The 15,634-nt window shown below is 48.0% G+C and carries 13 protein-coding genes; 8 read left to right on the top strand and 5 right to left on the bottom strand.

The features are described from left to right. The first annotated feature begins 3 nt into the window (after positions 1-3). Together betA and cudC are read left to right on the top strand one after the other, a co-directional pair. Entirely contained in the window at positions 4-1,689 is a 1,686-nt protein-coding gene (gene betA, locus AAV35_RS02800) for a choline dehydrogenase (protein WP_008590797.1), read from the top strand. Positions 1,690-1,810: 121 nt separating this feature from the next. Beyond that, complete coding sequence (cudC, locus tag AAV35_RS02805; protein ID WP_008590799.1) at positions 1,811-2,356, top strand: choline uptake/conversion transcriptional regulator CudC; 546 nt, start codon at positions 1,811-1,813, stop codon at positions 2,354-2,356. A gap of 228 nt (positions 2,357-2,584) precedes the next feature. Here cudC and AAV35_RS02810 read toward each other — a convergent pair whose 3' ends face one another. Then, a complete protein-coding gene (locus AAV35_RS02810) occupies positions 2,585-3,940 on the bottom strand; it encodes an IS1182 family transposase (RefSeq protein WP_065757335.1) in 1,356 nt (451 codons plus the stop codon). 370 nt (positions 3,941-4,310) lie between these two features. Between AAV35_RS02810 and AAV35_RS14305 the strand changes: the two genes are divergently transcribed. The 4 genes from AAV35_RS14305 to AAV35_RS02825 all read left to right on the top strand — a co-directional run bounded on the left by AAV35_RS14305 (position 4,311) and on the right by AAV35_RS02825 (position 7,435). Next, positions 4,311-4,448: a hypothetical protein gene (locus tag AAV35_RS14305; RefSeq protein ID WP_156330830.1), complete on the top strand. Its 138-nt coding sequence runs from the start codon at positions 4,311-4,313 to the stop codon at positions 4,446-4,448. Positions 4,449-4,484: 36 nt separating this feature from the next. Continuing rightward, positions 4,485-5,249 (top strand): helix-turn-helix transcriptional regulator, encoded by a 765-nt coding sequence (locus AAV35_RS02815; RefSeq protein WP_008586830.1) that lies wholly within the window; start codon positions 4,485-4,487, stop codon positions 5,247-5,249. Positions 5,250-5,388: 139 nt separating this feature from the next. Beyond that, positions 5,389-6,954: a mechanosensitive ion channel gene (locus tag AAV35_RS02820; RefSeq protein WP_008586833.1), complete on the top strand. Its 1,566-nt coding sequence runs from the start codon at positions 5,389-5,391 to the stop codon at positions 6,952-6,954. 184 nt (positions 6,955-7,138) lie between these two features. After that, a complete protein-coding gene (locus tag AAV35_RS02825) occupies positions 7,139-7,435 on the top strand; it encodes a transposase family protein (RefSeq protein WP_237757014.1) in 297 nt (98 codons plus the stop codon). Here AAV35_RS02825 and gdhA read toward each other — a convergent pair. Further along, entirely contained in the window at positions 7,419-8,801 is a 1,383-nt protein-coding gene (gene gdhA / locus AAV35_RS02830; protein WP_008586835.1) for an NADP-specific glutamate dehydrogenase, read from the bottom strand. The two genes, AAV35_RS02825 and gdhA, sit on opposite strands and share 17 nt — an antisense overlap. Positions 8,802-8,964: 163 nt before the next feature. On the opposite strand from gdhA, the gene gltC reads away from it, so the two are divergent. Both gltC and AAV35_RS02840 read left to right on the top strand, forming a co-directional pair. Beyond that, positions 8,965-9,855 carry a glutamate biosynthesis transcriptional regulator GltC gene (gene gltC / locus AAV35_RS02835; protein WP_008586836.1) on the top strand — a complete coding sequence of 297 codons (891 nt, stop codon included), beginning with the start codon at positions 8,965-8,967 and terminating at the stop codon, positions 9,853-9,855. 93 nt (positions 9,856-9,948) lie between these two features. Further along, complete coding sequence (locus AAV35_RS02840; RefSeq protein ID WP_008586838.1) at positions 9,949-11,100, top strand: MFS transporter; 1,152 nt, start codon at positions 9,949-9,951, stop codon at positions 11,098-11,100. Positions 11,101-11,197: 97 nt separating this feature from the next. Here AAV35_RS02840 and AAV35_RS02845 read toward each other — a convergent pair whose 3' ends face one another. Genes AAV35_RS02845 through AAV35_RS02855 form a run of 3 tightly spaced genes read right to left on the bottom strand, consistent with a single transcriptional unit; the run spans position 11,198 to position 15,461 of the window. Next, positions 11,198-11,584: a carboxymuconolactone decarboxylase family protein gene (locus AAV35_RS02845; protein ID WP_237757012.1), complete on the bottom strand. Its 387-nt coding sequence runs from the start codon at positions 11,582-11,584 to the stop codon at positions 11,198-11,200. 2 nt (positions 11,585-11,586) lie between these two features. After that, a complete protein-coding gene (locus tag AAV35_RS02850) occupies positions 11,587-13,215 on the bottom strand; it encodes a thiamine pyrophosphate-binding protein (RefSeq protein WP_008586841.1) in 1,629 nt (542 codons plus the stop codon). 2 nt (positions 13,216-13,217) lie between these two features. Further along, positions 13,218-15,461 carry an EAL domain-containing protein gene (locus AAV35_RS02855; protein WP_008586843.1) on the bottom strand — a complete coding sequence of 748 codons (2,244 nt, stop codon included), beginning with the start codon at positions 15,459-15,461 and terminating at the stop codon, positions 13,218-13,220. Positions 15,462-15,634: the final 173 nt, after the last annotated feature.

The raw sequence follows: 15,634 nt of genomic DNA on the forward strand, positions 1-15,634 counted from the left end.
AAAATGAGTGAATCATACGATATTGTAATAATCGGAGCAGGAAGTGCCGGTTCGATTCTTGGGAACCGGCTGAGTGAAGATGGAACGAAAAGTGTACTTGTACTGGAAGCCGGACGCAGTGACTATCCGTGGGACCTGCTGATCCAGATGCCGGCGGCTTTACCATTTCCGGCAGGAAAATCCCTCTATGACTGGAAATATGAATCGGATCCGGAACCGTACATGCACGGACGCAGAATCAAGCACGCCCGTGGTAAAGTGTTAGGCGGTTCCAGTTCCATAAACGGAATGATTTACCAGCGCGGCAACCCTAAAGACTATGAGCGCTGGGGAGCGGACGAAGGGATGGATAAGTGGGACTTCGCCCATTGCCTTCCTTATTTCAAACGTTTAGAGAATACGATCGGTTCCGATAAGAGTGATGAATACCGTGGTCACGACGGCCCGGTTAAACTGACACGCGGACCTGCGACGAGTCCGTTATTTCAGGCTTTTTTCGAGGCTGCTTCAGAGGCTGGGCACGCAAGAACTCCGGATGTGAACGGGTTCCGCCAGGAAGGGTTTGGTCCGTTTGATAAGCACGTCTATAACGGGCGACGTATGTCCACCTCCCGCGCTTACCTTCGTCCTGCGATGCGCAGAAAGAATCTTACGGTACGGACGCTCTCTTTCGTTCAGCACATTGATATCGAGAATGGAAAAGCACGGGGTCTTACTTATAAGCGGAACGGGAAAGAACATTACGTATCCGCAGGAGAAGTCATACTCTCAGGCGGTGCAATTAATACGCCTCAGCTGCTTCAGCTCTCCGGCGTAGGCGACCCTGAACATCTCCGTTCCGTCGGCGTTCAGCCGAAAGTGAATCTTCCGGGAGTGGGTGAGAACCTGCAGGATCACCTGGAAGTCTATATTCAGCACGGCTGCCCGCTGCCGGTTTCCGAGCAGCCGAGCCTCAAACTGAAAAACATGCCGTGGATCGGTCTGCAATGGCTGTTGAAACGTCAAGGACCTGCTGCGACGAATCATTTCGAAGGGGGAGGGTTCGTGCGGTCGAACGAAGACGTGGAGTACCCGAACCTTATGTATCATTTTCTTCCGGTCGCCGTCCGGTACGACGGTGAAAAAGCACCGGTGGAACACGGTTTTCAGGTACACATCGGACCGATGTATTCGGACGCCCGCGGTTCCCTGAAGATACAGTCCAACGATCCAAAAGCGCATCCAAGCATGATTTATAACTACCTATCCACTGAACAGGACAGACGTGAATGGGTGGAAGCAGTGCGCGTCACGCGTGAAATTATGAACCAGCCTGCCATGAAACCTTACAACAGCGGAGAGATTTCGCCGGGACCGTCGGTGCAGACGGAAGAAGAAATTCTGAACTGGGTGGCAGAAGACGCAGAAACGGCTCTGCATCCGAGCTGCACAGCGAAAATGGGGCCGGAGTCCGACCCTATGGCCGTCGTCGATCCGGAAACGATGAAGGTTCACGGTCTCGACAACCTCCGGGTGGTCGATGCTTCCGCTATGCCGTACGTAACGAATGGAAATATTCATGCTCCGGTACTGATGCTCGCCGAGAAGGCTGCAGACATCATCCGCGGCAAAAAACCGCTCGAACCCGAGTATGTAGACTATTATAAGCACGGCGTACATCCGGCAGATGCAGGAACCGTTAAAGTTTAACCAGAAAAGAAATAAGGAAACTACTAAAATCAGGGACTGTTTTACAGGTCTCTGATTTTAATTTGTGTTATATTTTAGTTAATATTAAATATTTTAAATGAAATAAAAGGAGTGGTTCCCGGTGAAAAAGGATTCGGAAGCACTGATTGAGGAAGCGGAAGGGGCCGTCGTCGATTCCATTGCCGAAACGATGGACCTGTACGGTATCACCCCGTCAACGGGGCGGCTTTTTGCACGGATGTATTTTAAACATCAGCCTATGACTTTGGACGATATGAAGGATGATCTCGGAATGAGTAAGCCGAGTATGAGCATAGCCGTCCGTAATCTTCAGGAAGTGAGCATCGTAAAGAAAGTCTGGCAGAAAGGCTCCCGTAAGGACGCTTTTACGGCTGAGAAGAACTTTTTTAAATATTTTTCTCATTTTTTTGGCAACAAGTGGGAAAGAGAAGCGAAATTGAATTTATCCGCAATCGAATATGCAGAAGAGAAGCTTCAGGAAGTCATCGATGACGAAAGTACGGAAGAAGAACTGAAGGAGAGGGCGCGCAAAGACTACAATCAGCTCGAAGAATACCGTAAGTATTGTAAGTGGCTGGAACGTCTTGCAGATTCCATAGAATCCGGAGAGATTTTCGAATTTCTTCCTATAGAGGAAGAAAAATAACCGGGAAGAAACACCTGTAGGAACAGGTGTTCAGCTTGTAGAGAAACCCCGTGTTTTTCTGCAAGCTTTTTTTGTGCAGTTCGTGCGGGCGAATACCACTCGCTTTCCGCGGACGAACGCCCGAGCCTCCCTCGTGAAAACCCACACTGCGGGGTCTCGGGTCGCCCGTTTTTCCGCAGGAGTCTCCTGGTATTCGCCCTCCCCTCACCGAAAAAGACTCTCCTTCACCTATCTCACCCTGGATAGGTGGAGGGCAATCTTTTTCATGTTTTGGCAGGCCGCCGTCAGTAACGCTTGTTCGCGTACATTCTCTTTTCCGCGCAAGCGACAATAACGCAGCCCGTGCAGTTCTTTTGAATCTGCGAAGCTACGTTCAACTTTCTCTTTTCTCATGCGATAGATCCACTTGCCTTCATTAGAAAGCCGGTTCAACCGAACCTTCTCCTTCGAGCTTTCCCATACATGGCGAGTGATCGTTTTTTGATACTTCTTATTTTGGGTACACTTCGCTAGAAGAGGGCAATCTGCACAATTTTCAGGGTTTGATTTGTAATGCCGATACCCCTCACGATCGGTGGTCGAATAGCTTAAAACTTCACCCTGGGGGCACACATATTCATCCCGCTCTTCATCATATGCATATTTCCATTTCGGAAGAAGCCCTTTCTTTGACTGGTACCTTCGATGAGCAATAACTCCAAATATTCCTCTTTCCATTATAAGCCCATGACATATAGGGTTCGTCAGATAGCCGGCATCTAGACCTACAGCTTCCACCTCAAAGCCAAATCGTTCGATTTGGCGGTCCAAACGTTGTAAGTAAGGTCTGGAATCATGAATATTTCCTGGCGTTACATGAACATCAGTAATGATGTTATGTTTTAAATCTGTGGTACGGTGATCAAGATAAAAGAAGCCTTCCGGCTTATTCTCCCGGTAAAGATAACCACTCTCGCTATCCGTGTCGCTAACCTTAATTTCCTTTGTCTTTTTTACCCCCTCCTTTTCCTTCAGAGGCTTTTTTTCATGATCTTCACGATCTTTTCTTACGGCTTCTTCCAAATCTTTGAGGTAGTCTACCGTTTCTACTTCAACTTCTTGTTTTGAGAATTTCTTCTTATTAGCGTTGGCTTTCAAGTGCGTGGAATCTGTGAATAATACACGGCCGGAGACCATACGGTGGTTCATCGCTTGGAGCACGATTTCATCAAAAACTTCTTGAAAGATATCCGTGTCTTTGAAACGAGTGCGGCGGTTCCAACTAATAGTGGAATGATGGGGGACTTTGTCTGTAAGATTCAACCCTAAGAACCAACGATAAGCAACATTCGTTTGAATTTGTCGCTCCAATTCGCGTTCGGAACGAACGCCATAGATATAACCAATGAACATCATTTTGAATAAAACAAGAGGATCCAAAGAGGGACGACCATTATCTTCTGAATAGTAAGGACGGACTTTTTCAGGAATGAAAGAAAAATCTATGTATTGGTCAATTTTGCGTAGGAGATGATCTTCAGGGACAAGCTCTTCAATGGTAACCATTTCGATTTCATTTTGTCGTTCAGTTTTAGATTGAAACATCCAATCACCTTTCGTTGATAAGTTACAGCTATTATAACAAATTAACGAAGTGATCTATTAAAAAACAGAAAACAAATAAAAGCTGCCGAGACTTTCTCGACAGCCTGAACACCTGTAGGAACAGGTGTTTTTTTATTGCGTGCAGCCGTAGGAGCGGGAGTGAGGGTAAGGTTTTCGGGAGCAGGAGTTAATGTTATGATGTTATTAGAAAATTCAATCAATATGCACGAATTAGGTCAAAAGTCATGATTTGTTACAATGTTGAATTTTAATAATAAATGTTCGTAATTATGAATGTATTATCTGTTATTTAGGGTATGGTTACATTAACAGCGTAATACCTGTTACGAATTCAGGAGGATTGTTCATTTTGAGTTACAACGTACGAGCGATGACGTGTATTCAATGCCAGACTGATTTCGAGGAAACAGTTATAGACAGAAAAATCATCCACCTCCAGTGTCCCTACTGCAGAGTAGAAGAATCTGCCGGTAACAGCAGCCGGTAAGTATCAGGTAAAAGGACGGGAGGAAGGTGATCCTGGGTGAATAGTACAAACGAGAAAAAGTTCAAACAGCTGTATGATCAGGAGCTTTTCAACCTGCAGAACACGGAAGAAAAGATTTTTGCCACTATTATCAAGGAAGAAGAGTATTATTTCGCAGCCGTATGTAACAGCAAACAGTCCGAAGCTTACAGACGGATAGAAAACATTGCTGATATTCTGGCAGGAGAGAAAGACCCGCAGGAACGTGTGAAGGATTACCGGAGATTTTTCGTTTATCTGGCCGGAGCTTCAGCGGAACGTTTTTCGAAGCGTTTTGTGTTTGCGTGGGAGTTTTTGGCTACAGCCGTTTCTTTAATGAAACTGGTCGAATCATGGGAAACGGAAGAAGATTTTCGGACGGGGATGTATTTCATGACCGATACATTTATGCACACAGTCAATACATATTCCCTGGAGTCTCCGTCCCACCCGCAAGTGATGAAGTTCATTCAGTACGTGGATGAACATTTGTACGATCAGCTTTCCGTCACTTTGATAGCTGACGGGCTCGGAATGTCTCCCGGTCATCTGGCGCGGCTGGTCCGTACTCATCTCGATACCACCTGCAATGAATATATAAAAAGAAAGAAGCTTGAGGAAAGTGTGCTTCTTCTTCAGGATATGACCCTGCCCATACGGGACATTGCCGATAGAATCGGCATCAGTAACGGACACTTCATCCGTATCTTTCAGGAGAAGTATTCCTGTTCTCCCAGTGAATACCGGAAACGGATCGTCACGGGAATTACCGCAGACGTATAAGCATTCCGGCCGTTTTCCGGCGCATGATGGTCTCTGTCTGAGGCCGTTATGCTCCGGGAAATGTTTCCCGGAAGGAACTTTGCTCCGATGAAGGAGGAAGTGATTCATTTTTTAAAATATAGTAAAGGAGGATGATCGTGTGGATGGTCTCATGAAGACATTCGAAGATTTTATTGCGCAAATACCGCAGCTTCTTCTCGCGCTTCTCGTACTAATTATAGGATTTATAGTAGCTGCGATAGTTTCCAGAGGGGTCAAAAAAGCTTTAGAAAAAATGGAAGTAAGCAGGAGGTTGTTCGGAAAGAAAGATTCGGACACGCCCCCGTCGTTCAGCGTTGAAAAAGTCGCCGGGAAAATCGTTTACTGGCTGATCGTCATTATAGCCTTTGTATGGTTCCTTAATATGCTGAATATCGACATGCTGGCAGAGCCGCTGTCCAATATGCTATCAAGCATCACTTCAGCAATCCCTGCAATCGTAAAAGCAGGTGTCATTCTGCTCGTCGCCTACGTTATAGCGACAGTACTTAAGAAGCTGATCGAAGGCGCTGGAGGAAAAATGTCCGGAATGATGGTGAAGTCCAAGGTAGCAGATGATGAAGAATCTGCTCAAAAAGGTGTGAATACACTTGCCCAGATCGTATTCTATCTTATCCTTTTACTGGCGCTTCCGGCTGTGCTCGGTGCCCTGAACATCGACTCTCTGAGCGGATCCATCTCTTCTATGATAGAGAGTATCCTTACCTTCATTCCTAAACTGGTAGCAGCTGCGATTACGCTGCTGATCGGCTGGTTTGTAGCTAAAATCGTACGGGATATCGTTACGAAATTCCTTCAGAGCGTCGGAACGGACCGCGTATCCGAGAAGATGAACCTTTCTTCTTCTATGAAAGGAACCAGTCTTTCCCAGATCATCGGTACGGTAGTATTCGTACTCATACTGATTCCGGTCGTTATTTCCGCACTGGAAACACTGGATCTTGAAGGTATTTCAGCACCGGCTATCGCTATGCTGAACACCGTACTGGAAATGATCCCGCAAATCATTGTAGCTGCTCTGCTGATTATGGTAGGTGTAGTAATCGGTGGCTGGCTGAAGGACGTGGTGGCCAACCTTCTTGAACGTGTAGGTTTCAATTCCCTTATGAGCAAGATGGGGCTTGGAGGAGCAGAAGAGAACAGAAACATCCCTAAACTGTCCGAAATTGGTGGCTACATTGTACAGATTTTCGTTATATTCCTGTTCGCTGTAGAAGCTCTTCAGGTAATACAGCTTGAGTTCCTCGTCGATCTTGCGACAGGAGTCGTCAGCTATCTGCCATCTGTATTCGCTGCAATCGTCATTCTCGGTATAGGTATGTGGCTTGCGGATGCGGCTTCCCGCTTCGTGAAGAGTGCCGTCCGCACTCCTGGAGGCGAATCCAACATTCTTGCCTCTGTTGCCAAGTATGCTATTCTGGCTTTCGCATTGTTCATGGCACTCGACCAGCTCGGTGTAGCTGATTCGATCATCAACACTGCGTTCATGCTTATACTTGGAGCACTTGCCCTTGCGTTCGGTCTTGCCTTTGGACTTGGCGGCCGTGACAAAGCGGCCGAGTACCTTGAGAAAGCTGACCGCAAGATGGAAAAAGTAAGTGTAGAAAAAGATTCGAAGCCTGAGGATCCTGGTGAACCTGGTCCGGGCCCGAATGATCTTCCTTAAGGCAAAAGACGAAAGGCTGCCGGTTTTCTCAAACCGGCAGTCTTTTTTTCGCTCTACAATATTTGTTGGGGTATCAGAAAAATTTAGCCAAAGAAATACACACAAGCTCCTTTATCTTTTACACTTGAATTGCCTAGAAACAAGAAAAAGATAGGAGCTGTGTGTATATATGCATTCTACCATGATGATTCCAGGATTTGAAGGTGTGGAAGTGAGGAAGACGGAGGAACGGGGCGGGTGTTTGTATCTTCATGTACAGATACTGACACAAACACAAGTTCGCCCTTCCTGTCAGGCTAGAACCCGTCGGGTTCATGACTATCGGGTACAAAAAGTACAGTACCTTAAATGGTTTGAACGCCTGACCTACTTATTCTATCGAAAACGACGGTATGTCTGTGATTGTGGAAAAAGATTTTCAGAACGAAAAATCCGAACGGTTATATCCGTTCGGATTGTGTCTATTATATACCTTGCATAAGCATCGCACCGGCCACTCTTTTGAAGCCGGCAATATTCGCTCCTGCTATAAGATCGCCGGGCTTTCCGCATTCTTCCGCAGCTTCCTGGGAACGATCGTGGATATCTTTCATGATCGCTTTCAATTGCTCATCCACTTCTTCGAAGGACCAGGAGAGACGAGCACTGTTTTGGGCCATTTCCAAAGAAGATACTGCAACTCCTCCGGCATTGGCCGCTTTCGCCGGGGCGAAAAGAACATCGTTTTCCTGGAAGAGATCAATCGCCTCAGCATCACATGGCATGTTCGCTCCTTCTCCGACGGCGAGCAGTCCGTTAGAGACAAGGATACGTGCAGCCTCTTCATTGAGCTCATTTTGCGTAGCGCATGGTAACGCTATGTCGCATGGGACGGACCAGATGTCCGGACAGTTATCGAAGTAGCGGGCTTGCGGATGTTCTTCCACGTACTTGGATATCCTCTCTCCTTCATCGATCTTCAAACGTTTTACCGTTTCAATATCAATTCCGTCTTCGTCATAGATATACCCCGAAGAATCACTGCAGGCTACAACGTTGGCTCCAAGTTCATCGGCTTTTTCCATCGCAAAACAGGAGACGTTCCCGGAGCCTGAAACGACAACTGTTTTTCCACGGAAAGAAAGACCGCGCGTTGCGAGCATTTCTTTCACGAAGTAGACAGTACCGTAACCCGTAGCTTCGGTACGTACAAGACTGCCTCCGAATTGTGGACTTTTTCCGGTCAGCACGCCGGCTTCAAAAGCTCCGCGCATCTTTTTGTACTGTCCGAACATATAGCCTATCTCCCGGGGACCGACTCCGATGTCTCCGGCAGGTACGTCCGTGTCGGGACCGATATGGTTGGAGAGTTCAGTCATGAAACTCTGAACAAAACGCATGATCTCACGGTCGGACTTTCCTTTCGGATCAAAGTCCGAACCGCCTTTCCCGCCGCCGATCGGCTGGCCGGTAAGAGAGTTTTTGAAAATCTGTTCAAAGCCGAGAAATTTAATAATGCTTGAATTTACGGTCGGGTGAAAACGGAGCCCGCCTTTATAGGGTCCGATTGCGCTGTTGAATTGGACCCGGAATCCACGGTTAACACGAACAGCGCCTGTATCGTCCGTCCAGGGCACCTGAAAGCTTATCATTCTTTCGGGTTCCACAAGGCGTTCGAGGATCCCATTATTGATGTACTCCGGATTTTCTTCAAGAAGGGGAATAAGGGAATGAAGGGTCTCCTTGACGGCCTGATGGAATTCAGGTTCATGAGGATTTCTTTCTTTTACAGTCTGAAGAACCTCGGAAACGTATTTGGTCGCTTTGTCTTTTTGTGGTTTCGTTATATATTGTTGGGTTGTCGGCATAAAATTACATGCTCCTCTCTGACGTTTTCTATAAAAGAAAGTAAGATCTTTTAAGTTGTATTTGAGTGTTATCTATTTTACAATTTATTTTTAATAAAACCAATCTAATAATTAGATTGTTATCATGAAGTTTTTCGATAATTTAGATAAAGGAGGGCTCAGTGTGGAATTAAAACAGCTTCGTTATTTCATGAAAGTAGCGGAATTGGAGCACGTTACAGACGCCGCTCTGTCTCTCGATATTTCCCAGTCGGCCGTGAGCCGCCAGATTTATAACCTGGAACAGGAGCTGGGTGTCGAAATTTTTTATCGCCGGGGGAGAAATGTCATACTGACCCATGCCGGTAAAATGTTTTATGAACATATGGACAGGATCCGTGTCCTGTTCCATCAGGCGGAGAGGGAAATACGGGAGTTTCAGAGTCCGAAAACAGGGACCGTCCATATAGGCTTTCCTTCAAGTATTGCTACGTATATTATGCCGGCGGTAGTATCCGCTTTCAGGGAAGAATATCCGGAAGTGAAATTCCGGCTGAGCCAGGGTTCTTATTACGAATTGATCAATATGGTTGTGAAAGGTCATGTGAACATGGCTCTCCTCGCTCCTCTGCCGGAGGATGAGAGAGTGGAGGGGGAGACACTGTTTACGGAAAAAGTAGTAGCTCTTCTGCCTTCCAGCCACCCTTTGGCTTCGGAGGAGGAAATTGAAATCAACAGTTTAAGGAATGAAGAGTTTGTCACATTTCCGGAAGGGTATATTTTGCGGGATCTTATTATGGAGGCTTGCCATAAAGGCGGATTCGCACCTGACGTTTCCTTCGAAGGAGAAGATATTGAAACGATCAAAGGTATGGTTTCGGCAGGTCTCGGTGTTTCTTTCATACCGGAAGTGACGCTGGTGGACGGCATGCCGAGGAACGCTGTCAAAATCCCCCTCAAAAACCCGGTCGTCACCAGATCGATCGGAATCGTCAAATCGAAAGAACGCCCTCTGCTGCCTACGGAGGAGACGTTCTACAGGTTTTTAATCGACTTCTTTTCCCATAGACGGTAATCAAACAGGAAAAGGATAGTTCCGGATACTGGAAAGAACGGAAAACGGAGGGTAAAATAGGGGTATCTGCGGTGAGTAGAGGAGAGGTTGATTTTGAAAGAAATAACGGAACGTGATTACACCCTGCTTTCTATTATTTCTATATTTTTTATGACAGCCGGTATGGGGACCAGGCCGCTCGTGTCGATCCTCGGAAACGAACTGGGAGCCACTTCGTTTCAGATCGGGCTGATCATTTCCCTTTTCCCGCTGCTCCCTCTGTTTTTATCCGTACCCATCGGCCGATTTATAAACTTCCATGGAAGTAAGGGTCCGCTTCTTCTCAGTGCTGCACTGACGATGGCTGCACTCAGTCTGCCGTTCTTCTGGACCTCCCTCACCGGGCTCATCGTGTCTCAGGTAGTAGCAGGGGCCTTTCACACTGCTTTTATCATTTCGGCCCAGAGCTACGTAGGTCAGTCGCGGGACGGAACGAAACGGGATCATCACGTTATGAAGTTCAGTATCGGAGCTGCGACAGGAACATTTCTCGGTCCGGCGATCGGCGGAAGCGTGGCGGACGGATTCGGAACGCCGACAGCTTTCCTTCTTCTCAGTATCATCGGAATGATAGCCGTAGCGATGACGTTCCGGCTAACGAAAGAACCGGAAAACGAGCCGGGAGAAGAGGATGCGAAGCGGAATGCGTCTATGGGAGAACTGGTTGGTATTGTGAATTTCCGCCGTGCCATATATATAAGTACGATGGTGCTCACAGGAAAAGATGCGTTCACCTCTTTCTTTCCGCTTCTCGGGGTGGAAATCGGTCTTTCCGGTACCGAAATCGGACTTATCGTATCGGCCAACGCTCTGGCCGGTCTGCTCATCCGTTGGGGGATGACTTTCTTTCTGGCACGTTTCTCAAGAAATACGGTTGTGCTCACTTCCATCCTGGCTTCCGGAGTTATGTTCCTTCTTATACCGTTCTTTAATTCCGTCTATATCATAGGGGTTATCGCTTTTATTCTCGGATTAGGAGTAGGGCTCGGGCAGCCTCTTTCTATATCGACCGCCCTTCATTCCCTGCCGAAAGATGTCGTCAGCCAGGGTCTCGGCGTACGTATTACGGCAAACCGTTTCGTCCAGGTCACTTCGCCTCTATTGTTCGGAGGCGTAGCCCAGTTCATAAGTATTTCAAGCATCTTCTGGCTGACTGGAGCTCTCTATCTTTTCGGTTCGGTAAAAACGCGGATCCGGCAGGAGTGAGGATTTCCGGGTATTTGAGATAGATGGGGGTAGTATTATCCGCCGGATAAACAAAAAAGAAGAAGGCGCAACTGCGTCCCTTCTTCTTTTTTTAGTATCACCTGGAACTGTATTCCGACCTCTCCTGAAACACTTCCGCTGCTATCTGCATAGCGTGTATGGCCTTCGGAAAGCCGACGTAGCCGGTACACTGGATAATGATTTCAGTTATTTCCTCCCGGGAAAGACCGACATTCAGCGCCGCCTCCAGATGGACTTTCAGCTGATCGAAAGCCCCCTGGGTAATAAGCGAGGTGATCGTTACGATTTCCCGCTGTGAAAGAGAAAGACCTTCCCGGGAATAAAGGTCTCCGAAACCGAAGGAAACTATCATGTCCCACAGGTCGGGGGAGACGTCTTTCACACCTTTCATCTCCTGTCTCACCTGTTCCGAAAAAAGTTCTTCCATCACTTTCTGTCCAGCTTCATATCTGCTGTTCTCCATCATTACTGCCTCCCCATGGTCGGCGGTATTTCATTACCGTCGACAATTGCGTCGATGACTACCGGTTTGTTCGTTTCTTTCATCGTCTGAAGGGAAGTTCGAATCGCTTCCTCCACCTCTTTTTTATTATAGCACGTGTGAGCTTCCAGTCCCATAGAACGGGCGAAAGCCGCCCCGTCAAGAGGAGTGTCGTATACCCCGCCGATCGAGGTCCCGATCATTTTCCTCATACCTTTTTCGACCATGTCGAGACGTCCATTATTCATCATAATGAACAACACGGGCGCATTATAGTTATAGGCAGTGGAGATCTCGGTGCCGTGCATGAACATGCACCCGTCCCCCGTCAGGCATGCGATCGTTTTGTCGGGAGCGGCGAGAGAAGCACCAATGGAATAACCGATACCGTTACCCATCGCCCCGAAAATATCGTCGAAGAAGTAGGTGCCCGGATAACGCACATCGAAGTGACGGATGCCGTAAAAGGAATGGCTCCCGTCATCTCCGAACAGCACAGCTTCATCCGGCAGAGAATCCCGCATCGCTTCGATGACCGCGACCGCCGACATCAGTTCTGTATCTGCAACGGCGGGCTGTGTGCGTGCAGGGAGGGTGCGGGTTTCTTTCTTACCCGGCGGGGCTGCGGCGATAAGCGACTGGAGGTTCGTTTTTAAATCCCCGAGTACGGCTGTCGTCTCTGAGTTCAGGGACTTGCCGATAAACGTAGGGTCATGGTCGAAATGAAAGAGGCGTTCCGGCGTCATGTCTTCGGTGAATCCGGGGATGCTCATGTCGCTGAGTCTCGTTCCGAGTACCAGCATCAAATCCGTCTTCTGTTTCAGATAGGCTGCTGCTTCTTCCGTGCCGCCGAGTCCGAAACCTCCGAGAGACAGAGGGTGGTCTGAACGGAAGCAGCCTTTCCCTCCCGGAGTGGTGATGACCGGAATCTGCCAGCGTTCGGCGACTTCTCTCACTTCTTCATAACTCCTGCTTGCATGGACCCCTTTTCCGAGAAAAAGCACCGGTTTTTCCGCTTTTTCAAGGAGAGGAGGGAGGTTGTATATTTCGGGGGAGATGACGGGCGTCCTGTCCGGAATATCAAGAAGAAACGGTTCCGCTTCCTCGAGAAGTATATCGAAAGGAATCGAAAGATGAACGGGTCCCTGAACTCCGGTAACTGCTTTTTCCAGGGCATGGCCCAGAAGCGGAGCCAGCCGTTCCGCATGCTCCACTCTTACGCTGAATTTCGTCACAGGTTCAAACATGCGGCACAAATCGGTACCGAACATACTGGAATCCTGACCCTGTCCTTTACCCGTGTCTTTCATGGAAGGGTGCCCGGTAATGATGAGCAGGGGAGTATGGAAAGCTTTAGCCTGCCCGGCTGCGGTAAGAAGGTTCGTCCCGCCGGGTCCTGACGTACCGATAGCCACCCCGGGGACATCCTTCATCATTGCATATCCTGCCGCTTCGAATCCCGCTGCCCCTTCATGCTTACTCAGAACGAATTCAATGTCGGTGTTTAACAGTTCAAAAAGGATGGGGGAGATGGCTTTCCCCGGTATCCCGAAGACGTGTGTAATTCCCCAGTGGACGAAATGATCGGTCAATATAGAAGCGAGTTTCTTCATTACTAATTTCCCTCCTGTGGCGCCTGTGGGCGGATGTAGGATTTTTCGATATCATCAGCGGTGAGCGGTTTGCTGAAATAGAACCCCTGGGTCACGTCACAGTTCTGGCGGATGAGGAAGTCGAGCTGTTCGCTCGTCTCGACCCCTTCGGCGATGACCTGCATGCCAAGGTTGTGGGCAAGACTGATGATAGCATTCACAATGATCGCATCGTTCTCGTCGTGAAGGATTTCATTGACGAAGGATTTATCTATTTTAATGTAGTCGATCCGGAACTGTTTCAGGTAGTTCAGGGAACTGTATCCGGTGCCGAAGTCATCGATGCTGATACCTACACCGATTTCTCTCAGTTTTTCGAGTACGAGAAAAGAACTGTCATATTCCATCGCCATATACTCCGTAACTTCGAGGACGAGATACTCCGGAGCTAACCCCGTACGTTCCAGAACGTCCTGGACGAGGGTGATCGTATTTTTCGTAAGGAACTGCTGGGTGGACATATTGACGGAAACTTTCACCGGTCTGCCGCCCGCCTCCTGCCACTTCTTATTCTGCCGGCACGCTTCCTCGATAACCCATTCTCCGATTCTCGTGATGAGACCATTCTTTTCGGCAAGATGGATGAAGGACCCGGGAGAAATCAGACCGAATTCCGGATGCTGCCACCGTATAAGCGCCTCGACACCCACCACTTCACCGGTAGTGTTGTTGATCTGGGGCTGATAGTGCAGGACGAATTCATTCTTCTCCAGCGCTTCCCGTAAGTCGGCTTCGAGCCGGAATTCTTCCATCATGTTCTCAAGGGAATGGGAGGAATAGACGACGTATCGGTCTTTCCCGTCCAGTTTCGCCTGATACATGGCGTTGTCGGCGTAAACCATGAACGTTTCCAGAGAGACGTACTCTTCGGGGTAGTAGACGACTCCGATACTCGCGGTTGTGTACAAATATTCATCGTCCACCTGAAAAGGATGACGGAATTCCTGGAGTACTTCTTCGGCTTTTCGGGTCACGTAGTCCGCGTCTTCGAAATTTTGAAGTAACAGGACGAATTCATCTCCGCCCATCCGGGCAAGAATGTCGTTTTCACCGAGGTACTTTTTCAAATGCCTGCTCACTTCAATAAGAAGATGGTCTCCGCACGTATGACCGAAATTATCGTTGATGATTTTAAAACGGTCCAGGTCGATGAAAAGTAAAGCAAGACTGCTGCTTTCCCCGCTCTGGAGTTCTTCGATAGCTCTTTTCGTTTCAATGTTCACATAGCGGCGGTTGGGGAGACCGGTAAGGTCATCATGGTAGGCCAGGTAGTTATATTTTTCCTGAAGGTTGTATCGCTCGGTGATGTCACGGAACTGACCGAAAGCGCCGGCCAATTTCTCTTCTTCGTAAATAGGCTGGGCGTCGAAAAGGCAGATGACGCGATCCCCGTTCTCATCCGTGAATTTCAGTATTTCATTGGAAAAGCTTTTTTCCTGTTCGAGGAGCTCTTCGAAATAGGAACCGGTGATCGGGGACTCCCGGATGTTGCGGCCGAGGACGTCATCTTTATCTGTTCCTGATATCTTTTGGGCGAAATCATTGAACTCCGTAGTGATACCGTTCTCATCCGTGACAACTATGCCGTTTCTCGTACGGCTCAACATGATCTGGTTCATAATATTCAGTTTTTTGTTCTGTTTCCTGAGCAGCAGCTCCCGTTCAATAGAGTCCACGACTTGCGAGAGCATCGTCAGGAAGAGAGGGTTTCTGTATTCGATCGGCATCATGATCGACAGACTGCCGAGCAGGTTATTATTATCGGTGTATCGGAAAGCGGTCCCGTAACAGGCGGTGCTGTGCAGAAACGTGTGGTAGTGACTTTTTCCTATGAGGCTGATGGGATGCTTTTGATCAAGAGAGAGGCTGATCACGTTCGTTCCGGTATCTTCCTGGCGAAAGAGGCTGCCCGGAAATATGCCGAACTGTTCGATAGTGGAGCGGATCGTCTCATCTCCTTCCACTTTCAACAGGTATCCGTCGGCGTCGGCTACACCTACAAGGATCGGCGTTCCTTTCAAAGAGTCCAGCAGTTTATTCGAAAAAAAACTGACGACGGATAATATTTCATCATACTCTTCTTTCTTGGCTTCCAGTTCGGAACTGGTTAATATGGTGTCGGGACGCGGGATCTCGTTCGGGTTCATTCCCGCTATTTCACACAAGCGCTTCGATTCAACGATGAAATCCGGTTCATTATTTGTCATAGGGCTCTCCTTAACAAGAATTTATTTTAACTATATACTTCTTTGTTCAAGCCTGTCAAAAGCATTTTGTGTTCCACTACCCCAAGTGAATATGACGACTACGGTTTGAATTAAGTGTCAGCACGCCTGCTCAATGATAAAATTAGAGAAACAGCAGTCTCAGTAAAAGAAGA

Origin of the sequence: Salimicrobium jeotgali (genome assembly GCF_001685435.2) — a bacterium.
In the GTDB taxonomy this organism is placed as follows: domain Bacteria; phylum Bacillota; class Bacilli; order Bacillales; family Halobacillaceae; genus Salimicrobium; species Salimicrobium album.